The following is a 21,334-nucleotide window of genomic DNA, read 5'->3' as shown; positions in this document are numbered from 1 at the left end:
CCTCGGAGTGTGGGGCCCGTCACTCCGACGATATCGGCCCGGCGCGCGGGGTAGGGGTCCGCACACCGGGCCGACATCGGCCACCGGCGCGAAGCCGGCGGCGCCGTGGCCGCGGAACGCTCGTGCGATCCGCGGCCACGTGGTTCTATGCGTCGCGTTCGCGCACGCTGTAGAGCGCCGCCGCGAGGACCACAGCGACGACGAACGTGAAGTAGGCCAGCCCACCCCACGCACCCCAGTGCCAGTGCGCGCTGGTCCTGGCGTTGTCTGCGGCCAGGAAGCGGGCGGCATTGGCGAACGGCAGGAACGGCTTCACCGTGTCACCGAAGCTGCCGATATTGCCCAGCAGACCCTCGATCAGCAAGGGCCACAACACCACGATCGAGATCGCCGCGGCCGACTGGCGCACCAGCACACCGACGGCCACCGCCAGCACCGAGGCCAGGAAGGCGTAGATCGGGATGCCGTACATCGACCGCCACTGCCCGGCGGTGTCGAGGTGTAGCGACAGCGTGGCGGCGTCGCCACCCATTGCCTTCGCGATCCCGAAGGACAGCGCCGCCAGCACGCCCGTGAGGACCGCGCTCAGCAAGCCGGCCAGGCCGGCCTTGGTGAGGATGACCAAGACCCGGTTCGGAGTGGCCTGGAACGTGGTCCGGATGATGCCGAAGCGGTACTCGCTGGTCACCATCAGGGCCGCCATGATCATCAGGACCATGACGCCGAAGCCCTCGACACCGCTGGCCGCGATATCCGGCGTGAGCAGCAGCGGCTGCTCGTTCCCCTTCGGGGGGTGGTGCAGCTGGTTGTTCGCCAGGTAGGCGAACAGTGCCGCGAAGCCGAGACCGAGCGCCGCCACGATGGCCGAGCACCACCAGGGGGAGCGGGTCGAGGTGAGTTTGATGCGTTCCGCTGCGATGACGCCCATCAGAGCGCACCTCCCATAACCTCGCCGTGGTACTGGACGGAACCACCGGTCATCTGCATAAAGGACTCCTCGAGCGAGGCCCGCTGCGGGGCCAGTTCGAGCAGGGTGATGCCGTTCGCGCCGGCCAGCAGGCCGATCTCGTCGCTGGGACTGCCGACGACCAGCAGGGCGGGGCCGCCGGGAACACCGTCCCGGGCGCCGTCCTCGCGCACGGTCATGCCCTTGGAGGTGAGCAGGCTGCGCAGCTCGGCCAGCTGCGGGCTGCGGACCCGGACCGTGGCCTCCGAGGAGCGCTCGATGAAGTCACGAGTGCTGGTGTCCTGCAACAGCTTTCCCTGCCCGATGACGACCAGGTGTTCCGCGGTCTGCTCCATCTCGGAGAGCAGGTGGCTCGAGACCAGCACGGTCCGGCCCTCGGCGGCGAGGGTCTGCATGAACCGGCGGATCCAGTGGATGCCCTCCGGGTCGAGGCCGTTGACCGGCTCGTCGAACAGCAGGATCTTCGGGTCGCCGAGCAGCGCGCCGGCGAGGCCGAGCCGCTGCGACATACCCAGGGAGAAGCTGCCCGCCCGCTTGCCGGCCACCTCGGTGAGGCCGACCAGACGCAGCACCTCGTCCACGCGGGACTGCGGGATGCTGTTGGACGCGGCCATCCAGCGCAGGTGGGAGCGGGCGGAACGGTTGGGGTGCACCCATTTCGCGTCCAGCAGCGCACCGACGTGTCGCAGCGGGTGGTCGAGCTCGGCATAGGGCTTGCCGTTGATCAGGGCGACCCCGGATGTCGGCTTGTCGAGGCCGAGGATCATCCGCATCGTGGTCGACTTACCCGCGCCGTTCGGGCCCAGGAACCCGGTCACCTGACCGGGCCGGACCGTAAAGGACAGGTTGTCGACCGCGAGGGTGTCCCCGTACCGCTTGGTGAGTCCTCTCACTTCGATCATGGGCCCAGTATCCCGGCCACCGGACTCACCCCGCGTCGGCCGCAGGTCGCGGCCGGGTCATCCTCGAGGATGACGCAACCCTGAGAAGCGGTCCCGATCCGGGGATCAGGGTGTGGGCGGATTCAGCGGGCGGGCGAACTGGCTTGGGCCCAGAACCGTTTCGGGATCCGGCCGGCGTGGCGGGCGGCGTGACCGGCCCGGACTGCGGCGGCCATGGCCTCCGCCATCAGGGCAGGGTGCTGGGCGCGGGTGACCGCGGTCGCCAAAAGTACTGCGGAGCAGCCCAGTTCCATCGCGAGCGCGGCGTCGCTGGCGGTGCCGATACCGGCGTCGAGGATCACGGGGACACCGGCGGCGGCCACGATCATCTCGATGTTGTGCGGGTTGCCGATGCCGAGGCCGGTGCCGATCGGAGCACCCAGGGGCATCACCGCGGCGCAGCCGGCGTCCTCCAGGCGTTTCGCGAGCACCGGATCGTCGGTGGTGTAGGGCAGTACTGTGAAGCCGTCGTCGACCAATTGTTCTGCGGCGTCGACCAATTCGATGGCGTCCGGCAGCAGCGTGCGTTCGTCGGCGATGACTTCCAGTTTCACCCAGTCGGTTTCGAGGGCCTCGCGGCCGAGCTGGGCGGTGAGCACGGCTTCGGCGGCGGTGCGGCAGCCGGCGGTATTGGGCAGCGGCGCAATGTCCAGGCGTTTCAGCAGGTCCAGCACGCCGGTACCGCCCGCGGCGTCGACACGGCGCATGGCGACGGTGGTCAGCTCGGTGCCGGAGGCGACCAGCGCCTCCTCCAGGACCGCGAGGTTGTCGGCGCCGCCGGTGCCCATGATCAGCCGGGAACCGAAGGTGCGGTCGGCGATTCGCAGCGGTTCGAGACCGGTCCCGCTAGCCACCCTGCACCGCCGTCAGCACCTCGATCTCCCAGCCGCGCCCGACCGGTTCGTCCCAGCGCGACTTCGGGAACACCGTGCCGTCGACGGCGACCGCGATGCCCTTGCACGGCAGTCCGAGCCGGGTCAGCAGCTCGCGCACGCTGAGCTCCTCGGCGAACTCGTGATCCTCACCGTTGACGGTGACACCGATAGGAATCGGCATTACTGACCTCCTGGTGCTGCGGGAGTGAAGGTTTCGCCGGGCAGTGCCGCGGCGACACCCGGGAAGCGGTGCGGGTCGGCCGCTTTCGCGTCGTCGAGCGTGCTGCCCGCCAGCGCGGACAGCACGGCGTCGACGGACAGCGGCACACCCAGAATTCCGTTGCGGCCGTTGCCGGTCGCCGCGAGCACCCGGTCGTCCAGCGGGCCCAGCAGCGGCAGGTTGTCGGGCGTGACGGGCCGTCCGGCCGCACTCACCTCGGCGAATTCGTACTCACCGAGCGCGGGGAAGACGGCCTCGGCGTCGGCGATCAGGTCCCGGACCCCAGCGACGGTCACCTCGGTATCGAAGCCGGCCTCGTATTGGGTTGCGCCGACGACCATTCCGTCCGCGCGTGGCACCAGATACACCGACCGCCCGTGCACCCGCGCCCGCACCACGTGCCGCGGCGGCGGCAGCGCGCCCGGCCGCTGTCGCAGCCGCAGGATCTCGCCCTTGACCGGCCGCACCGGCAGGCCCGGCCACAGTCGGGCCGACGCCGCACCGGCGGCCAGCACGATCCGGTCGGATTCGAGGCTCGCGAGGTCGTCCACGGCCGCGGCGACGAATCGCACCCCGGCCTGTTCGGCGGCCTGCCGCAGCGCGCCGACCAGCAGCCGGTTGTCCACGGCCGGTTCCCGCGGCGACAGCAGCCCGGCACGAATCGTGCGGGCCAGACCCGGTTCCGCCGCACGGACTTCGGCGCGGTTCAGCAGCCGCATGGATTCGGGCTCGGTGAAGTTGTCCCCAGCTGTCCACAGGGTGGAAGCGGTGGCGGCGAAATCGGCGACCGTGCGCAGGTCGGCGGCGTCGGCGGCATCCAGCGCGACGGTGAGGGTCGCGTCGGCGGTGAAGACGTCCACGCCCGTAGCCGTGCGCAGGTCGGCGGCGAAGCCGGGCCAGCGGGCCAGGGACGCGGCGCCGAAGTCGAAGACGGCTTCCTCCCCCGGCCAGCCCTCCGACAGCGGGGCCAGCATGCCGCCCGCCACCCAGGACGCCCCCGATGCGACGGCCGGGTCGTGCAGGGTGACCGTCCAGCCCTGCGCCGCGGCTCGCCAGGCCACCGCCAGGCCGATCACACCTCCGCCCACGACGGCCAGGGTTCGCATCTTCCACCTCGCTGGGTTCCCGGGAACCCCGTTCGCCACCGGGCCGGGGCGCACGCACACCGGATTCGCGTCGCCACCCGCCTGGGCCCCCGGTCCGGCCGGCTCCGTCCGCGGAGCGGGTCTTGTGGCCAACCCACGCGACACGGGGAACAGCCCGGCTGTTTCCGTCCCCAACGGTAGCGCGACTACCGTCGAGGGGGTGCAGCCGTCCCGATCCTCCCGCCGTTCCCCGCGCGAACGCCTGGCCTCGGCCCGGCTCTACCTGTGCACCGACGCCCGCCGTGACACCGGTGACCTGGCCGATTTCGCCGAGTCCGCGCTGGCCGGCGGCGTCGACATCATCCAACTGCGCGACAAGGGTTCGCGCGGTGAGCAGCAGTTCGGCCCTCTGGAGGCCGCAGCCGAACTGGATCTGCTGACCGAGCTGCGAGCCATCGCGGCCCGCTACGGCGCCCTGGTCGCCGTGAACGACCGCGCCGATATCGCCGCGGCCGCGGGCGCCGACGTCCTGCATCTGGGCCAGGACGACCTCCCGCCCGCCGCCGCCCGCCGCATCGTCGGTCCCGAGGTCGTGATCGGCCGTTCCACCCACGACCCGGCCCAGGCCCACCGCGCCGCCACCGACGAACACATCGACTACTTCTGCACCGGCCCGATCTGGACCACCCCCACCAAGCCCGGCCGCCCGGCCGCCGGCCTGGATCTGGTCCGGGAGACCGCCGCCGCCGCACCGGACCGCCCCTGGTTCGCCATCGGCGGCATCGACGCCCAGCGCCTGGACGAGGTTCTGGTAGCGGGCGCCACCCGCATCGTGGTGGTCCGCGCGATCACGGCCGCCGCCGACCCGGAAGCGGCAGCGCGCGCGCTCAAGGACCGCCTGATCGAGAACATCTCGGACAACTGAGGACCACTACCAGCGCACCAGCACTGCTCGCCCTTCCGACCTCGTCCACCAGGGTCCATTTTCAGACATCCAAGGTAGTGTGGATGTCATGGCGTATGACATCGTCCCGTTCAGCGAACTGCTACACCGGCCGGCGGTGACCACCCGCCTGCTCGACAGCGTGCGCGCGTTACGCCTACGACGTCGTGATGCCGGCGATCTCGCACTGATGCGGGTCGAGCAGCTGGAATCGGAGGGCGTTGTTGTCGATTTCACCGCACGGTTGCTGGCTAGCGTGGTGAGCCGTCTCGGCACAGGAGCGGTTCGTGAGGTTCTGCCGGACGCAGTACCGTGGGTGACCTTTCTGCCCGACGCCGATGTCGATCTATTCGTCCGAGAGTTGGTAGACGTGGCGCGCGGGGCGACCGCTCTGGGGAATCTGACACCGCTCGCGACACTGCTGACACAGTGGCGGCATTCGGCCGAGATCTATGCCGACCCGGTTCTGCACGCCCAGCTCACACGCGCCGCCGAGGGCGACCTGGGTCCCGCCGTGCCTCCGGGCGACAATCGGGACACCGAATGAGCCCGAAGCGCGGGGAACGCGCAGCACCGCCCGCCGTCGGCACCGAATTCGACCTGCGATTCGCCAACAGCGATGCCGCCAACGGCTGGGAGCAACTGGGACGGCGAGCTCCGGCAAATCTCCGTCGCGCCTTCGACGCGATCCGATCCTCGGGACGCCTCCCACCCCGACCGGCAACACCGCCTGAAAGGTGCCCTCGGAAAGGGGAATTGGAAGGGATCAGAGCTCGAGCGGTGGCAGTACGAAGTTACCGCGGGTGGCAGAATGTGGTACCTCGTCGACGACACGAATCGCACCGCCTGGGTCGTCCATGCCGGGCCAGGACACCCGAAGCAAACCGAGTAATCGAAGGCCCCCGCCGGTTCGTCAGCGCCGATCGACTCGCAGCCGGATCTGTTCGACGATCATCTCGTGCATTTCTTCGGGCGTGAGAGACCGGCCGCTGTCGAAACCGGTAGTGGCGTGGGCACTTTCGGACGTCCGGCGTGCCCGGAACCGGCTCGCATTCGTCCATGGCGAGCACAGTAGCGGAGAAAACTCCGGCCGTTCGGTTCATTCGCGGATGCGCCGGGCGAACATCAGCAGGGCTGCGGTGGCGCCGACCACGGTGATCGGCACCCACCAGGCGAGTGCCGTCCAGGCGTGGTCGGCGATCGGGCCGCCGGTCAGTAGGGCGCGCATGGTTTCGATCATCGGGGTCACCGGCTGGTGGCGGGCGAAGCCGCGGAGCCAGGTGGGCATGGTGTCCGGCGGGACGAAGGCGCTGCTCACGTACGGCAGGAACATGAAGCTGAACGTGAAGCCCTGGGCGGCTTCGGGATTCGGGGCCAGCAGGCCCAGGGTGGCGGCCGTCCAGGACAGGGCGGTGATGAACAGCGAAAGCAGGGCGACGACGGCCAGCCAGCGCAGCGGGTCGGCGGTGGGGCGGAAGCCGATGGCGAGTGCCACGCCGACGACGACGGCGGTGGAGAGCAGGTTGCGCAGCAGGCTGGCGGCGACATGCCCGGTGAGCCAGGCGGATCGGGCGATGGCGAGGGTGCGGAACCGGTCGACGATGCCGTTGTGCAGATCCGTCGACACCGTGATGGCTGTGGTGGCCGCACCGAAACCCGAAGTGAGCAAGAGGATTCCGGGAACCACGTACTCGAGGTAGTGGCCGTCGCCGCGCAGCGCGCCGCCGAAGACGTAGACGAACAGCAGCAGGATGGTGATCGGCAGGGCGATCGTCATGACCATCGAGTCGGGGCTGCGCAGGGAGTGGCGGATGTTCCGGCCGAGCATGGTGCACGAATCGGCGGCGATGTGCGTGGTCACGACAGGGATACCTTTCGGTCGGCGGGGGCGGTGAGGGCGAAGAACACGTCGTCGAGGTCGGGGGTGTGGATGCTCAGATCGCCCACGGCCACACCGTGATCGACGAAACGCCCGAGCAGGTCGTGCAGGTCGGTGGCGGTGCCGCACCCGGAGATCCGCAGCGCCAGGTCGTCGGTGTCGACCTCGGCGGACGGCACGACGGTGGCCGCGTGCCGGAGCGCGGCGAGATCGGCGAACTCCACGCGAACGTGGCCGCCCGGTACGAGGCGTTTGAGCTGCGCCGGGGTGCCCTCGGCGACGATGCGGCCGTCGTTCAGCACCGCGATCCGGTCGGCGAGCTGGTCGGCCTCCTCCAGGTACTGGGTGGTGAGGAAGACGGTGACGCCGGTGGCGACGAGTTCGCGTACGGTGACCCACAATTCGCGGCGGCTGCGCGGGTCGAGGCCGGTGGTCGGTTCGTCGAGGAAGACGACGGCCGGGTCGCCCATCAGGCTCATGGCCAGGTCGAGCCGGCGGCGCATCCCGCCGGAGTAGGTCCCGGCCCGTCGGCTCGCGGCCTCGCCGAGCCCGAAGCGGTCGAGCAGATCCGCTGTGCGCCGGGCGGTCTCGCGCCGCCCGAGGTGCTGGAGCCGCCCGACGAGGCGGAGATTCTCCGCGCCGGTGAGCATTTCGTCCACCGCGGCGAACTGTCCGGTGACGCCGATGCACTGTCGCACGGCCGCGGGTGCGGTGGCCGGGTCGTGGCCGCAGACGCGGACCGTGCCCGCCTCGGCGTGGGCCAGGGTGGCGAGGATCCGCACGGTGGTGGTCTTGCCGGCCCCGTTGGGCCCGAGCAGGCCGAAGACGGTTCCGGCGGGGACCTCCAGGTCGATGCCGTCGAGCACCGTCGTACCGGCGAAGGATTTGGTGAGCCCGCGAACCGAGATCGCGGGTGCGGTGGCTGGTTCCATCGACATCCCTCCATAACTGTGTATGTCGTAGATAGTATGTATGCCATACACAGTTTTGGGAAGGGGCAAGATGACATCCGAGACGAGAGAACGGAGGCCGGGTGACACCATCGGAACCACTGCCGCGGGCGGTCGAGTTGCTGTGGGGCCTGGGCTCGGGCGGCAGCCGCGGCCCCCGCCGCGCGCTGAGCACCGAGCAGATCGTCGACGCCGCGGTCACCGTCGCCGAACAGGGCGGTCTGGTCGCCGTGTCGATGGCCCGGGTCGCACAGGAGCTGGGCTTCACCACCATGTCGCTGTACCGCTACGTGGACAGCAAGGACACGCTCATCGAACTCATGCAGGACCGGGTCATCGGCCTGCCGCCGGAACTGCCCGCCGACGCGAATTGGCGCACCGCCCTGGAGATCTGGGCCCGCGCCGAATACCGCACGATCCAGCGGCACCCGTTCTGGCTGGACATCCCGATCTCGGGGCCGCCACGCGGCCCGAACAATATGGCCTGGCTGGAGACCGGCCTGGCCGCGCTGGACGACAGCCCGTTCCCGCCCCAGATGAAACTGCTACTGCTGCTGAATCTCTCGCTGTTCGTGATCAGCCAGGCCCGCTTCGCCCGTGACGCCACCGACAGTGACGATTTCGCTCCGGTACTGCGCCGGGTACTGGACCCCGCGCAGTTCCCGGCCCTCTCCGCAGTCCTGGCGGAAGGCTCGCTGGACGACGACAACCCACCCGGCGGCACCGAATCGGGCTGGGCGGAGGGTCTTTTCGAATTCGGCCTGGGCCGCCTGCTGGACGGCTACGCCGCGCTGTCGAACACGCCGTAACGGCAGCGGCCGGTGCGGAGTCCGCACCGGCCGTCGATTCTGTTGTGGCACATGACCGATCGATCAGGATCGGTTCGTCAGTAGTTGGGCAACTCGAAATCGTCGGTGGCGGAGAAGAACATCTTCACGGCCACCGGCCGCATGAGGCGGGAGAACATCAGCTTCAGGTTCCAGCGCGCCATGGCGACGAGTGCCTTGGACTTGGGCAGCATGATCTTCAGGCCACCGCCGGGCAGCTCCTTGGCCTTGGCCAGGAAGGGCGTGACCTTCTCCTCGTAGCGAGTCAGGGCGCCGGCGAGATCATCAGGGGTGGAGGCGATTTCACCGGCCAGGATGTAGGCCCCGACGAAGGCCATGGCGGTACCCATCCCGGTGAGCGGCGAGCCGCAGTACCCGGAGTCACCGACCAGCACGACCCGGCCGCGCGACAGCGAGTCCACGTCGATGCGGTCCAGCTCGTCGAAGTAGAAGTCCGGGGTGCTGTCCATGGCCGCCAGCACTTCGGCGGCCCGCCAGCCGGCGCCGGTGAGCGCGCCGCGGATGAGTTCCTTCTGCGCCTCGACGTCGCGGCGCAGCTCCGGACGCTGATCGGTGCGCATGGTGATGATCGCCTTCGAGGTGGCCGGGTCGTGGTCGGGGCGGATGGCGAAGGAAGCGCTCGGAATCGTGTGCATGGCGAACCAGCCGGGCCGGATGTCCGAGCCCACCGGGCTGGGCATCGTGAAAAAGGCCATGTAGCCGCCGAGGAAGGTTTCGGCGCCGGGACCGTACGCGAGGTTGCGGGTGGCGGAGTGCACGCCGTCGGCGGCCACGACCAGGTCGTAGCGGCCGGTGCGGCCGGAGGCGAATCCGACGTCGACACCGCTGTCGTCCTGCTCCAGGGTCTGCACCCAGTCGCTGTAGCGGTAGTCGAGCGCGCCGCCGGCCTCGGCGACCGCGTCGAGCAGAACCCGGTTCAGGTCGCCACGGGTGATCTCGATGTCGGCGACGATGCCCTTGCCGTCCATGTCCTCCATCGAGGCACCGGCGAAGACGCGGCCGTCCCGGTCGACCCAGCACATCCCCTTCTCGTCCAGCTGGACCTTCGCGATGGCGGGCAGCAGGCCCATCCGCTCCGCGACCACCTTGCTGGCCGAGCGGAGGTCGACGGCCTGGCCGCCGGGGCGGGGTTCGGCGGCCCGTTCGACGACGGTGACCCGGGCACCGGCCCGCAGCAGCTGCAGGGCGACGGCGTTTCCGGCGATGCCGCCGCCGGCGACGAGGACGTGGAGGCTGCTGGCAGTGGTGTTGGCGCTCATGATGTTTCGCTTCCCTCGGTGGGTTGTTCGTTCGTCTGAGACATTTGTATAAGACACATGAGCAAGCTGTCAACACTTTTCGCACATTCGTCTGGAACAGATGTCTAAGACGCTGCTAGGCTGGGGGCATGGGAAATCGAGAAGACCTCCTCGAGGGCGCGCGCAAGGCGATCCTGGAACGCGGCATCGCCAAGGTCACCGCCCGCGACATCGCCGCACAGGCCGGCGTCAGCCTGGCCGCCATCGGCTACCACTTCGGCTCCAAGGACAAGCTGGTCAACCAGGCCATCATGGAGGCGACCGGCTCGCGCATCGGCGACGGCCTCGAGGCCGCCATCATCGAATCCGGGCAGGACCACACCCTCGCCGAATCACTGGCCGGAACCTGGCAGGGCATGCTCGACATCGCCGTCGACGCCCACGAGGAGCTCCTGCTCAGCCTGGAGAACGGGGTGCAGATCGCACACAACCCCGAGGCGCAGGAGTTCATGAGCGGCGCCACCGCGACCGCCTTCGCCGATCTGGCCGGATCCGTCCAGCGCGCCCACCCGGAGCTACCGGACGACCTGGCGCTGTCGATCGCGAAGTTCTACTTCCTGCTGTTCCAGGGCGTCGCGATGCAGATCCTGCTGGCACCGGACACCGAGTTCCCCGACGGCGCGGAGATCCAGCGCGTCCTGGCCGCGCTGACCGGCGGGGATGCGAGCCGGTAGGCCGCTTCGAATCAGGTTGCCGCCCTTGCGGTCTCGTCGCCCACGAAATACAGTATCCATTCATAATGAATGACGTACATAAATTCGTCGACGAATCGGGCCTGCGCTACGACCCCGGCGCCCGCGCCTCGCTCGCCGCCTTCACCGCCGACGGCGATATCGCTCCCCTGGAAACCGCCGCCGCGCTGCGCTCGGCCTGGCAGGCCGTCGACCGGCTGCGCAGCCGCGGCAGCGGCGGGCGCGGGCTGAGCACCGCGGCGCTCGACGTGCTCACCCGGCTGGGCACCGCCCCGGACGGCCTGTCCATCGGCGACCTCGCCCGCGCCTGCGGCGTCACCTCCCGCAATGTCACCGGCCTCGTCGACACCCTCGAACGCGACGGCCTGGCCGACCGCACCACCGACCCGCACGACCGCCGGTCGGTGCGCGTGCGCGCCACCGCCGCCGGCCGGGACTGGCTGGAATCGTTCCGCGCACCCACCCAGCGCGCCATGGCCGCCGTCTTCCGGGGCTTCACCCCCGACGAACTCGCCCAGCTCCGCGACCTGTGCCTACGGGTCGTCGACAACCAGCGCCACCTCGAGCACTACCTGAACTCGACCCCGGAGAACGACCGTGACCAGCCCTGAGACCACCGCCGACACCGTCCGCGCCTACCACGAGGCCCGCTGCCGCGCCGATATCGCCACCGCCGCAGCACAATTGGCCGAGGACTTCAGTTTCCGCAGCCCGCTGATCGAATCCACCGACCGCACCGGACATCTCGCGGGCATCGAGCAGCTGGTCGCGATCACCCGACACGTCGAGCTGCTCGAGGAATTCTTCGCCGGTGACAGCGCCGTCCTGATCTACGACCTGCACACCGCGACGCCGGTCGGAATCCAGCGCACCGCAAAACATTTTCGGCTGCGCGACGGCCGGATCACCGAGATCGCGCTGATCTTCGACGCCACCGGATGGCACGAGATCATGCGCAGCGCAGGCGTTCTCAGCTGAAAGCTACAGCGCTCGGCGGCCGGAAAGCGCTCGGCCCAAGGTCAATTCGTCGGCGAACTCCAGATCGCCACCCATCGGCAACCCCGACGCGAGCCGAGTCACGGTGAGCCCCGGGAAATCCCGGAGCATGCGCACCAGATAGGTCGCGGTCGCCTCACCCTCGGTGTTCGGGTCGGTCGCGATGATCACCTCGGCGACGTCGACCCCGTCGTCCTGATTACCGATGCGGGTCAACAACTCACGGATACGCAGCTGATCGGGCCCGACGCCCGATAGCGGATCGAGCGCGCCACCGAGCACGTGATAGCGGCCGCGGAACTCGCGGGTGCGCTCGATCGCCTGCACATCCTTGGGTTCCTCGACCACACAGATCATCGTGCGGTCGCGGCGCGGGTCGGCGCAGATGCGGCACAGGTCCCCGTCGGAGACCGTGCCGCACACCGCGCAGAACCGGACCCCGTCGCGCACCTTCTGCAACGCCGCCTGCAGCCGGTCGATCTCGGGTGGTTCGACCGACAGCAGGTGGAAGGCGATGCGCTGGGCGCTCTTGGGGCCGACGCCGGGCAGTTTGCCCAGTTCGTCGATCAGATCCTGGACCGGACCCTCGTACAACGTGACCTCAGCCCGACAGACCGGGCATCTGGCCGCCCGCGAACGGACCGAACTTCTCCTGCGCCAGCTCCTGGGCCTTCAGCATGGCGCTGTTGAAGGCGCCGGTGATCAGGTCCTGCAGGGTCTCGACATCCTCGGGGTCGACCACCTTCGGGTCGATCACCAGGCTCTGCACCTCGCCGGTCGCCTTGATGGTGAGCTGCACCAGACCACCCCCGGCCTCGCTGGAGACGACCGCGTTGGCGATCTCGGCCTGGGCTTCCATCACGGCCTGCTGCATCTGCTGCGCCTGCTCGAGCAGGGCCTGCATGTCGAACGGCTGTCCACCGGGCTGCACTGGATGTCCTCTCTCGGGGTATATGACTCAGCCTAGCGATACAAGCATCGCCAGGTTGGGTGGCGGGTCGCCGGTCAGGACAGTTCGGTCTTCAGCTTCGCCAGCACCTCGGCCTGGATCTTCTTCAGGCCCAGCGGCGCGAAGATGCCCTCGAAGAAGCCCGGCACCCCGCCGGCGCCCTTCCAGCTGGTGCGAACGGTGACCAGCGAGCCGGTGCCCGACGGGGTCACGGTCCAGGTGGTCACCAGCGTCGAGTTCGAATCCCGTTCGGTCACCATGGAATCCGACACCGACACCACGGCGTGGATGTTGCGCGAGCGTTTCTGGGTCGCCTGCAGCGTCCACTCGGCGACGGTGCCGGCGCCCTGGCCGCCCTCGATCACCTTGTAGTCGCGGTAGTGCTCGGTGAGGATGCGCGGGCGCACCGTCTCGTAGTCCGCGATTGCCGTCAGCGCGCGCTGCGGGTCGGCGTCGACGACGATCGAGGTGGAGGCACTGACCTGTCCCACTATGACTCCTTGGATCGGATAGGCGGCTTACACGATCAAGATTGCCGCCGCGTCATGTTACGCCGCGGGAACGACACAACGGCTGCGCACATGACCGGCGTCACGCGCGTCCGCCCCGGCCGGGACCGGGTTTCGCGCCGACCGATCCGGGCGGTTGACCATTTCCCGCGATGTGAACCAATGCCCTGCAACAGGTGGATGAACTTTCCGGCCTGGCACCAAGGTCGCGGTAGCCGCGGTGAGCGCCGCGATATAGCGTCGTGTGGTGGCAGTCAGTCTGATGGGGAGGACCGGACGCGCACCGGTCGCATACGAGTCGGGTTTCGCCGCGCACCGAGCAGGCGTAGAACGCCTGCTCGCGAGCTATCGCGCCATTCCGCGCGATGCCACGGTCCGGCTCGCCAAGAAGACGTCCAACCTGTTCCGGGCCCGCGCGAAGAACACCGCGCCGGGCCTGGACGTCAGTGGCCTGACCGCGGTGATCGCGGTGGATCCCGCCGCCCGCACCGCCGACGTGGCCGGCATGACCACCTACGAGGACCTGGTCGCGGCCACCCTGCCCCACGGACTCGCGCCGCTGGTGGTGCCGCAGCTCAAGACCATCACCCTCGGCGGCGCGGTGACCGGGCTGGGCATCGAGTCGACATCGTTCCGCAACGGCCTGCCCCACGAATCGGTACTGGAACTCGACGTACTCACCGGCGCCGGCGAAGTCGTCACCGCGACCGCCGAGGGCGAACACCGCGACCTGTTCCGCGGGTTCCCGAATTCCTACGGCACCCTGGGCTATTCGACCCGGCTGAAGATCGCCCTCGAACCCGTCGAACCGTTCGTGGCACTGCGCCACGTGCGTTTCCACGATCTACGCGAGCTGCAGACGGCGATGGACCGGATAATCACCGACCGCGCCTGGGACGGCGAGTCCGTCGACTATCTGGACGGCGTCGTATTCAGCGCGGACGAAAGCTATCTCACCCTGGGCCGGCAGACCGCCGAGCCGGGTCCGGTCAGCGACTACACCGGCATGCGGATCTACTACCAGTCGATCCGGCACGACGGCCCCGCGCCCGCACGCGACCGCCTGACGATCCACGACTACCTGTGGCGCTGGGACACCGACTGGTTCTGGTGCTCACGGGCTTTCGGCGCCCAGAACCCGGCGATCCGGCGCTGGTGGCCGGCCCGGTACCGGCGATCCAGCTTCTACTGGAAACTCGTCGCCCTGGACCGCAAGTACGGCATCGCCGACAAACTCGGTGCCCGCCGGGGCGAGCCGCCACAGGAGCGGGTCGTCCAGGACATCGAGGTGCCGATCGAGCGCACCGCCGACTTCGTCGAATGGTTCCTGGCCGAGATCCCGATCGAGCCATTGTGGTTGTGCCCCTTGCGGTTGACCGACGACGGCTCCACCACCGACGGCCGGCCGTGGCGGCTCTACCCCCTGGAACCCGGCCGCACCTATGTCAACATCGGCTTCTGGTCCGCGGTACCGACCGTACCCGGGCAACCCGAAGGCGCCGCGAACCGCGCCATCGAGGCGGCGGTCACCCGGCTGGACGGCCACAAGTCGCTCTACTCCGACGCCTTCTACGATCGGGCCGAATTCGACCGCCTCTACGGCGGTGATGTCTATCCCGGCCTGAAGCACACCTATGACCCCGATCATCGATTGCTGGACCTGTATTCGAAGGCGGTGCAACGTAAATGACCACGTTCAAGGATCGCTCGGACGTATTCGCGGAGCTCGGGACGAAGCTCAGCATCGCTGAGATCATCGAGAGCCTGATCGACGGTCCGGTGCCGATCCGGATCAGTGCCTACGACGGCAGCAGCTGCGGGCCCGCCGACTCGGAATTCGCACTGGAGATCACCAACCCGCGCGGCATCAACTACATCGCCACTGCTCCAGGCGATCTGGGCATGGCGCGGGCCTATATCGCCGGTGACATGTCGGTCATCGGCGTGCATCCCGCCAACCCGTATCCGATCCTGAAGGTGATGAAGGGCCTGAAGTTCCGGCGCCCGTCGGCACTGATGCTGGTCACCATCGCCCGCTCGCTCGGCTGGGAGGCGCTCAAGCCGGTGGCCCCGCCGCCGCAGGAGACACTGCCGCGCTGGCGCCGCATCGCGCTGGAAGGCTTGCTGCACTCCAAGACTCGCGACGCCGAAGCCATCCACCACCACTACGACGTCTCCAACACCTTCTACGAGTACGTGCTCGGCCCGTCGATGACCTACACCTGCGCGGTGTACGAGGACGAGAACTGGACCCTCGAGCAGGCCCAGGAGAACAAGTACCGACTGATCTTCGACAAGCTGAACCTGAAGGCGGGCGACCGCCTGCTCGACATCGGTTGCGGCTGGGGCGGAATGGTGCGGTACGCCGCCGCGCGCGGCGTGAAGGTCATCGGCGCCACGCTGTCCAAGGAACAGGCCGAGTGGGCGCAGGCCAAGATCGCCGAGCAGGGCCTGGCCGACCTGGCCGAGGTGCGGCACTCCGACTATCGCGATGTCGTCGAATCCGGTTTCGACGCAGTGTCTTCCATCGGCCTCACCGAGCACATCGGGGTCGCGAACTACCCGGCCTACTTCCGGTTCATCCAGAGCAAGCTGCGCGACGGCGGCCTGTTCCTGAACCACTGCATCACCCGCGCCGACAACCTGCGCACCACGCGCGCAGGCGATTTCATCGACCGCTACGTGTTCCCCGACGGTGAGCTGATCGGCTCCGGCCGGATCGTCTCCGAGATCCAGAACGTGGGCCTCGAGGTGCTGCACGCGGAGAACCTGCGCCCGCACTACGCGCTCACCCTCGCCGAATGGTGCAAGAACCTGGAGACGCACTGGGACGAGTGTGTGGCGGAGGCCGGCGAGGCCACGGCGAAGGTCTGGGGTCTCTACATGGCCGGATCCGAGCTGGGCTTCCAGCGCAACGACGTGCAGCTGCACCACGTGCTGGGTGTGAAGCTGGCGGCCGATCAGCAGTGGGAGGTTCCGCTGCGGCCCTGGTGGAAGGCCTGATAGGCTCCCTAGCTGCCGACCGGCGGACCAGGTGGAACAAGCCCCGGACGATCGCGGTCATGCCGGTAGCGAGCACTCCCAAGTACATCGCTTCTGCAACCCGATCAACCGGGGCTTCCTCCTGACTTTCGCTAGATCAGCAAATCCAGGAACTGGCGCGGGATTTCGGCTTGCTCGGCGTAGCCGCCACCTAGCGCCATGTCGTCCCGTAAAGTGCGCAGTAGACCGATAACCCCTGGTCCGGCGTCCAATAGCGGTCGGGTCCAACCCAATTCGGCGCAGCGCGCAACCACCGGAATCAGGGTCGCCAGAGCCTCCCCCGCCCAGCCCGCGGTGGCCAGACATTCGGTCAGCAACAATGCGGCATCCAATTCCGCACGGGGGCGGTGATGTTCGGCGATCCGCCCGTACAGGGCGCGGGCCCGCTTCACCACCGTATCGTCGGTGCCCAGTGGTGCCGGATTCTCCCCCGCGGTGATGCCGCCCGCGACGGGCCGGCCGGCCATAAGGGCGCGGATGGCGGCGATCTCCTCCGCCTCGGCGATCAGCATCGCGGTGCCGACGTGCCGAGCCGACCCACCGGGCGAATCGATCGGCGCCGGAACCCGTTCGGAGACCGGGAAACCCAGCCGCAGCTGCTCGGCCCGGATGGTGGCGTCCAGGCGCAGCAGCCGATGATCGGCGGCCAGCCGCGCCCCCTCGGCCAGCCGGGCCTGTGCACCCTCGGTATCACCCCGAGCCATCTGCACCCGGGCACCGACCACGAACACCGTGATCAGGAAGTCGACCGGGCCCACCCGCGCCACCAGCTGGTGGCTCTCGTCCAGCAGCGCCCCAGCGGCGGCCAGATCGCCACGGCGATAAGCGACATCACCGAGCTGGGCGGCCGCCACCCGCACCGCCTGCGATCGCGCGCCCGCCTCGCTGCGGGCGATGTCGTAGGCCTTCCGGTAATACGCTGTAGCGGAGGCGATATCGAGCTGCTCGTAGGCGGCGGTGCCGCGGGCCAGCAATCCGTAGACCCGGCCCTGCGGATCGGAGGCCCGCGCGTGATACGGCTCCGCCCAGTCCTCGATCTCCCGGACCCCGTCGTAGTCGAATTCGCACAAGCGCACGAAGGCAAGCAGATTGGCCGCCGTCGACACCGTCCACGCCGGTAGCTTCTCGGCCGGGGACAGACACGGCGAGAGCCGGTCCACCACGCCCTCGGTGTGGTCACGCGAGACCTGATCTACCGCGGCCAGCACCGCCGCCTGACACCGGTCGCTCTCGGTCTCCGCGCCGTTGGTGCTGCGCGCCAACAAGCTGGACAACCGGCCCAGCGTGCCGCGCGCCGCACCCGACTGCTGCAGGCTGATATTGGCGCGCGCCAGCGCCATCAGCAGCTTCGTACGCGAAGCCACCTGCTGCACCGGCAGTTTCGAGACCGAACCGAGCAGCGTCGCCACCCGGGAGGCATCGAGCAGGTCCATGCCGCCGCTCTCGAGCAGGTCCGCGGCCAGCTTCAGGTCCGTGGCCGCCAGCGCGTGATCGACCGCCTTACGGAACAGCTGATGTTCGGCATACCAGCGAGAAGCCTTGCGGTGCAGCGCCTTCGTGCGCCCGGGATGCATACGTTCCAGCCGGCCGCGCAGATACTCGGCGAACAGCGGCTGCATCCGGAACCAGCCCGGATCGTGATCGAGGCGGCGCACGAACAGTTCCCGCTGCTGCGCGCGCTCGAGCAGTTCCCCGGCGTCCGGGTCGCCGCTGACGGCGGCGGCCAGCGAAGCACTCACCTTCTCCGGCACCGCGATCGCCATGAGGAACTCCAGCATGCGCGGTTCCATCGCGTCGAGCACGTTCTCGGCCAGGTACTCCCGGATCGCCTCGTTGTCGCCCGCGGTCAGGTGGGCCAGCAGCGTCTCCACCGCCGGTGCCGCCGCCGTCTCGTCCGCGTCCGCGCCCGTGTCGCCGCTGGGCTGCAGCGACAGGCTGACCAGCTGCACCGCGGCCGGCCAGCCGTCGGTGGCCTGCCGGATCTGCGCCACCTGCGGCTCGGTGAGCGGAAAATGGTTGCGCTCCACCAGGATCTGGCCGGTCTCGGCCGTGGTCAACGGCAGATCGGCCGCGTTCACCTCGACCAGTTCGTCGCGCACCCGCAGCCGGTTCAACGGCAGCCCGCCCTGCGCCTGGGTGGTCACCACGAAGCGCAGGAAGTGACCGCCGTTGTCCAGCAACGAATCCAGCACCCGGTGCGCGCCGGCGTCGGTCACCCGGTCCCAATCGTCGATCACCACCACCAACGGCTTACCGGCCGTGTGGATGTCGTCGATCAGGGTCGCGATCGCGTACGGCACGGCCTCGTCCGATCGCTCCTCCAGCGCTTGTTCCAGTCCCACACCGATTTCGGGCCGCACCCGCTGGATCGCCTGCACCAGATGCGCAAGGAACCACACCTCGTTGTTGTCGCCGCGGTCGATCCCGATCCACGGCACCGCGACCCCGGCATCGGTCAGCTCGGCGCGCCACTGCGCGGCCAGCGTGCTCTTGCCGTAGCCGGCCGGACCGTGGATCACCGCGAGCCGCCGATCACCGCCGGCCCGCAGGATGTCCAGCAGCCGCGGCCGCCGGACCGGCTCCCGAGTCGGGGTCTTCGGCGCGAACTTGGTCAGCGAAGTCGGGGGCAGCACCCCGGCCGGGCCGCCCGTCCAGATCGCGGTGTCATCGCGGGACGAGGGCCGGGCGGTCGTCGGCTCGGACTCCGGCGGCAACAGCGGCCCGGCGCGGCGGGCACCCGAAGACGGGGTCGCGCCGGTGTGTTGCGCCTCGAACCCGGCCGGGATCGGTCCCGCCTCGTCCTCGTCGGCGTCCAGCAGCGCCATCTCGTCGGGCACCAGATCGTGCGCGATCTGCACGCCGCGCAGCAGCTCGCCCATCTCCAGCGCGGACGCCGGGCGTTGCTCGGGCTCGGTCGACATCGCCCGCTCGATGATCGCCGCCAGATCCGGCGGAATGTGCTGCTCCCGCAGGTCCGGAATCGGTTGCGTGGTCATCCGCAGGAACTGCGCGACCACCCTCTCCCCCGCCCGCCGCTCATAGGCCGCGTGGCCGGTGATCAGCGCGAACAGCGTGGAACCCAGGCTGTATATATCGGACTGCACGGTCGGCGCCGAACCGCTGAGCACTTCGGGAGCGGTGAAGGCCGGTGAACCGGTGATCAGATTCGCGGAGGTGCGGAAACCACCCGGGATCCGGGCGATACCGAAGTCGGTGAGCTGCGGCTCGCCGTAGCGGGTGAGCAGCACGTTGGCCGGTTTCACGTCCCGGTGCAGCACGTGCACCCGGTGGGCGCTCTCGATCGCACCCGCCATCTTGACCCCGACCCGGACCGCGTTCTGCCAGCTCAGCGGCCCGTGCTCGGCGACCAGCCGCTCCAGCGAACCGTGCACGGCGTACGGCATCACGATGTAGGGCTGACCCGCCTTGGTGACGTCGACCTGCAGGACGTCCACGATGTTCGGGTGACCGGACAACCGGCCCATGGCCTGCTCCTCACGCAGGAAGCGGCCGCGATTCTCCTCGTCGATCGCGGAGGTGAGGACCTTGACCGCGACGATCCGGTCCAGGGCGCGCTGCGCGCAGCGATAGACGACGCCGAACCCGCCGCGACCGATCTCCTGCGCGTCGAACAACCCCACCGCCGCGAGCTCGGAGGCCATATCGGCCGGCTCGGACGGTTGCGTATTCGATTCTGCGGGTAGAGCGTTGCTGCGGTTCTCGCCCGCGTGTGCATCCATCGGACCACCTCGAACCCGTTCCGCGCTCCCTCCAACGTAGCGCGGCCGACGCCGGCGCGTCTGCGAATTCCCGGTCGTGACACCCACTGGTTGCCGGGCCGAAACACGTTCCTGCGCAGGACGGCCCAGACCACGATATGTCGTGGTCCGGGCCGTGCCGGGGAGTTGGACGGCGTGTCACCGCACCGGGAGTGACACAGGTCACCCTACGGTTGCCCACCTCACCGCAGGGTGCGGAAGAACTCCTGGATGTCGCCGGTCAGCAGGTCCGGGGTCTCCAGCGCGGGGAAATGACCGCCGGCGTAGAACTCCGACCAGTGCGTCACGGTGTGCGCCCGCTCGGCGAAGCGCCGGATCGCGAAGTCGGCGGTCGGGAACACCGCCACACCGGTGGGCGTGGTGCCCTGCGGCTTCGGAGCGAACATCAGCGGGTCGTGGAACCGCTCGTAGTAGTAGTTGGCCACACTGCGGGCGGTATCGGTGAGCCAGTAGACGGTCGCCGTGGCCAGGATGGTGTCGCGGTCCAGCGACTCCTCCAGCGTGCGGCCGGCATCGGTCCACTCGTGATACTTCTCCACGATCCAGGCCAGCTGCGCGGCCGGAGAATCGGACAGCAGCTGAGCCAGCGTGTTCGGGCGCGAACCCGCCAGCTGCATGTAGGCCGAACCGTTGTCCTGGAAGTCCTTCATGGCCGCCAGGCGCTGCCGGTCGGTGTCGGAGAGCGCGGCCGGGTCGCCGGTCGGGAAGGTGACCAGGGCGTTCACGTGCACACCGAGCACGTGTTCGGTGTCGTCGCGGCCCAGCCGGGGCGCCAGGAAGGCACCGTGGTCACCGCCGTGGACACCGTAGCTGTCGTAACCCAGGCGGGCCATCAGCTCGGCCAGGGCGGCGGCCACGCGGCCGTCGGTCCAGCCGGTCTCGGTCAACGGGCCGGAGAACCCGTGCCCGGGCAGGGACGGGATCACCAGGTCGAACGCGGGCGCGTCCGGGTCCTGCGGCTCGGTCAGTGGCGCGAGCATGGCACGGAAGTCCAGGACCGTGCCCGGCCAGCCGTGCAGCAACAGCAGCGGGGTGGCGTTCGCCCGGGTGGAACGGACGTGCAGGAAGTGGAGGTTCTGGCCGTCGACGGTGGTGGTGAACTGCGGCAGGCGATTGAGGTCGGCTTCGATCGCGGCCCAGTCGAATTTCTCCGCCCAATAGGTGGTCAGGTCGCGCAGGTAGGCGGTCGGGACCCCGCGCTCCCAGCCGTCCGCGCCGGCCATGTCGGCGGGGAATCGGGTGCCGCGCAACCGGGCCCGCAGGTCGTCCAGGGCACTGTCGTCGAACTCGATCCGGAAGGGGCGGATCTCGGTGGCGGTGGTGTTGTTCGTCATGCCTTTACTCTCGGCGTAACGAGGGGG

General features: G+C 69.2%; 21 protein-coding genes. 8 read left to right on the top strand and 13 right to left on the bottom strand.

The features are described 5' to 3' along the window. Positions 1-145 precede the first annotated feature (145 nt). The 5 genes from EBN03_RS08045 to thiO all read right to left on the bottom strand — a co-directional run bounded on the left by EBN03_RS08045 (position 146) and on the right by thiO (position 4,109). On the bottom strand, positions 146-928 hold the full coding sequence (locus tag EBN03_RS08045; RefSeq protein WP_122187252.1) for an ABC transporter permease: 783 nt from the start codon (positions 926-928) through the stop codon (positions 146-148). Further along, positions 928-1,869 (bottom strand): ABC transporter ATP-binding protein, encoded by a 942-nt coding sequence (locus EBN03_RS08040; RefSeq protein WP_122187251.1) that lies wholly within the window; start codon positions 1,867-1,869, stop codon positions 928-930. Before EBN03_RS08040 ends, EBN03_RS08045 begins: the two co-directional genes overlap by 1 nt. A gap of 122 nt (positions 1,870-1,991) precedes the next feature. Then, positions 1,992-2,762 carry a thiazole synthase gene (thiG, locus tag EBN03_RS08035; protein ID WP_122187250.1) on the bottom strand — a complete coding sequence of 257 codons (771 nt, stop codon included), beginning with the start codon at positions 2,760-2,762 and terminating at the stop codon, positions 1,992-1,994. After that, entirely contained in the window at positions 2,755-2,964 is a 210-nt protein-coding gene (thiS, locus tag EBN03_RS08030; protein ID WP_122187249.1) for a sulfur carrier protein ThiS, read from the bottom strand. The genes thiG and thiS overlap by 8 nt, the downstream gene beginning before the upstream one ends. Next, the gene (gene thiO / locus EBN03_RS08025; RefSeq protein ID WP_147471489.1) at positions 2,964-4,109 is read right to left on the bottom strand and encodes a glycine oxidase ThiO; all 1,146 of its coding nucleotides are present in this window, start codon (positions 4,107-4,109) and stop codon (positions 2,964-2,966) included. The genes thiS and thiO overlap by 1 nt, the downstream gene beginning before the upstream one ends. A 199-nt stretch (positions 4,110-4,308) precedes the next feature. Between thiO and thiE the strand changes: the two genes are divergently transcribed. Both thiE and EBN03_RS08015 read left to right on the top strand, forming a co-directional pair. Further along, a complete protein-coding gene (gene thiE, locus EBN03_RS08020) occupies positions 4,309-5,013 on the top strand; it encodes a thiamine phosphate synthase (protein WP_122187248.1) in 705 nt (234 codons plus the stop codon). 88 nt (positions 5,014-5,101) lie between these two features. After that, positions 5,102-5,578, top strand: a complete 477-nt coding sequence (locus EBN03_RS08015) for a DUF6247 family protein (protein ID WP_122187387.1) — start codon at positions 5,102-5,104, stop codon at positions 5,576-5,578. 552 nt (positions 5,579-6,130) lie between these two features. Here EBN03_RS08015 and EBN03_RS08005 read toward each other — a convergent pair. Next, positions 6,131-6,892 (bottom strand): ABC transporter permease, encoded by a 762-nt coding sequence (locus EBN03_RS08005; RefSeq protein ID WP_122187247.1) that lies wholly within the window; start codon positions 6,890-6,892, stop codon positions 6,131-6,133. Continuing rightward, positions 6,889-7,842 carry an ABC transporter ATP-binding protein gene (locus EBN03_RS08000; protein ID WP_407671100.1) on the bottom strand — a complete coding sequence of 318 codons (954 nt, stop codon included), beginning with the start codon at positions 7,840-7,842 and terminating at the stop codon, positions 6,889-6,891. The genes EBN03_RS08005 and EBN03_RS08000 overlap by 4 nt, the downstream gene beginning before the upstream one ends. A gap of 101 nt (positions 7,843-7,943) precedes the next feature. On the opposite strand from EBN03_RS08000, the gene EBN03_RS07995 reads away from it, so the two are divergent. Then, positions 7,944-8,669, top strand: a complete 726-nt coding sequence (locus EBN03_RS07995) for a TetR/AcrR family transcriptional regulator (RefSeq protein ID WP_233608235.1) — start codon at positions 7,944-7,946, stop codon at positions 8,667-8,669. Positions 8,670-8,746: 77 nt separating this feature from the next. Here the strand turns inward: EBN03_RS07995 and EBN03_RS07990 are convergent, their stop codons facing one another. Continuing rightward, on the bottom strand, positions 8,747-9,967 hold the full coding sequence (locus EBN03_RS07990) for an FAD-dependent monooxygenase (RefSeq protein ID WP_122187245.1): 1,221 nt from the start codon (positions 9,965-9,967) through the stop codon (positions 8,747-8,749). 128 nt (positions 9,968-10,095) lie between these two features. Here EBN03_RS07990 and EBN03_RS07985 point away from each other — a divergent pair, with 128 nt between their 5' ends. The 3 genes from EBN03_RS07985 (at position 10,096) to EBN03_RS07975 (ending at position 11,676) form a co-directional block, all read left to right on the top strand. Beyond that, positions 10,096-10,680, top strand: coding sequence for a TetR/AcrR family transcriptional regulator (locus EBN03_RS07985; RefSeq protein WP_122187244.1), 585 nt, complete (start codon positions 10,096-10,098; stop codon positions 10,678-10,680). 65 nt (positions 10,681-10,745) lie between these two features. Next, entirely contained in the window at positions 10,746-11,309 is a 564-nt protein-coding gene (locus EBN03_RS07980; RefSeq protein ID WP_122187243.1) for a MarR family winged helix-turn-helix transcriptional regulator, read from the top strand. After that, entirely contained in the window at positions 11,296-11,676 is a 381-nt protein-coding gene (locus EBN03_RS07975) for a nuclear transport factor 2 family protein (RefSeq protein WP_122187242.1), read from the top strand. Before EBN03_RS07980 ends, EBN03_RS07975 begins: the two co-directional genes overlap by 14 nt. Before the next feature lie 3 nt (positions 11,677-11,679). On the opposite strand, the gene recR is transcribed toward EBN03_RS07975, so the two are convergent. From recR to EBN03_RS07960, 3 genes are all read right to left on the bottom strand, one after another. After that, positions 11,680-12,288 (bottom strand): recombination mediator RecR, encoded by a 609-nt coding sequence (gene recR, locus EBN03_RS07970; RefSeq protein WP_122187241.1) that lies wholly within the window; start codon positions 12,286-12,288, stop codon positions 11,680-11,682. Positions 12,289-12,295: 7 nt separating this feature from the next. Continuing rightward, on the bottom strand, positions 12,296-12,625 hold the full coding sequence (locus tag EBN03_RS07965; RefSeq protein WP_122187240.1) for a YbaB/EbfC family nucleoid-associated protein: 330 nt from the start codon (positions 12,623-12,625) through the stop codon (positions 12,296-12,298). Positions 12,626-12,699: 74 nt separating this feature from the next. Beyond that, a complete protein-coding gene (locus EBN03_RS07960; RefSeq protein WP_122187239.1) occupies positions 12,700-13,134 on the bottom strand; it encodes an SRPBCC family protein in 435 nt (144 codons plus the stop codon). Between the two features lie 280 nt (positions 13,135-13,414). Here EBN03_RS07960 and EBN03_RS07955 point away from each other — a divergent pair, with 280 nt between their 5' ends. Both EBN03_RS07955 and EBN03_RS07950 read left to right on the top strand, forming a co-directional pair. After that, the gene (locus EBN03_RS07955) at positions 13,415-14,842 is read left to right on the top strand and encodes an FAD-binding oxidoreductase (RefSeq protein ID WP_122187238.1); all 1,428 of its coding nucleotides are present in this window, start codon (positions 13,415-13,417) and stop codon (positions 14,840-14,842) included. Further along, positions 14,839-16,155 carry a class I SAM-dependent methyltransferase gene (locus tag EBN03_RS07950; protein WP_122187237.1) on the top strand — a complete coding sequence of 439 codons (1,317 nt, stop codon included), beginning with the start codon at positions 14,839-14,841 and terminating at the stop codon, positions 16,153-16,155. Before EBN03_RS07955 ends, EBN03_RS07950 begins: the two co-directional genes overlap by 4 nt. Before the next feature lie 131 nt (positions 16,156-16,286). Here the strand turns inward: EBN03_RS07950 and EBN03_RS07945 are convergent, their stop codons facing one another. Together EBN03_RS07945 and EBN03_RS07940 are read right to left on the bottom strand one after the other, a co-directional pair. Continuing rightward, positions 16,287-19,934, bottom strand: a complete 3,648-nt coding sequence (locus EBN03_RS07945) for a serine/threonine-protein kinase (protein ID WP_122187236.1) — start codon at positions 19,932-19,934, stop codon at positions 16,287-16,289. A gap of 221 nt (positions 19,935-20,155) precedes the next feature. Beyond that, entirely contained in the window at positions 20,156-21,307 is a 1,152-nt protein-coding gene (locus EBN03_RS07940) for an epoxide hydrolase family protein (protein ID WP_122187235.1), read from the bottom strand. Between the last annotated feature and the right edge of the window lie 27 nt (positions 21,308-21,334).

Source organism: Nocardia stercoris (genome assembly GCF_003696265.1).
In the GTDB taxonomy this organism is placed as follows: Bacteria; Actinomycetota; Actinomycetes; order Mycobacteriales; family Mycobacteriaceae; genus Nocardia; species Nocardia stercoris.
This window is presented reverse-complemented; position numbering and strand designations above follow the sequence as displayed.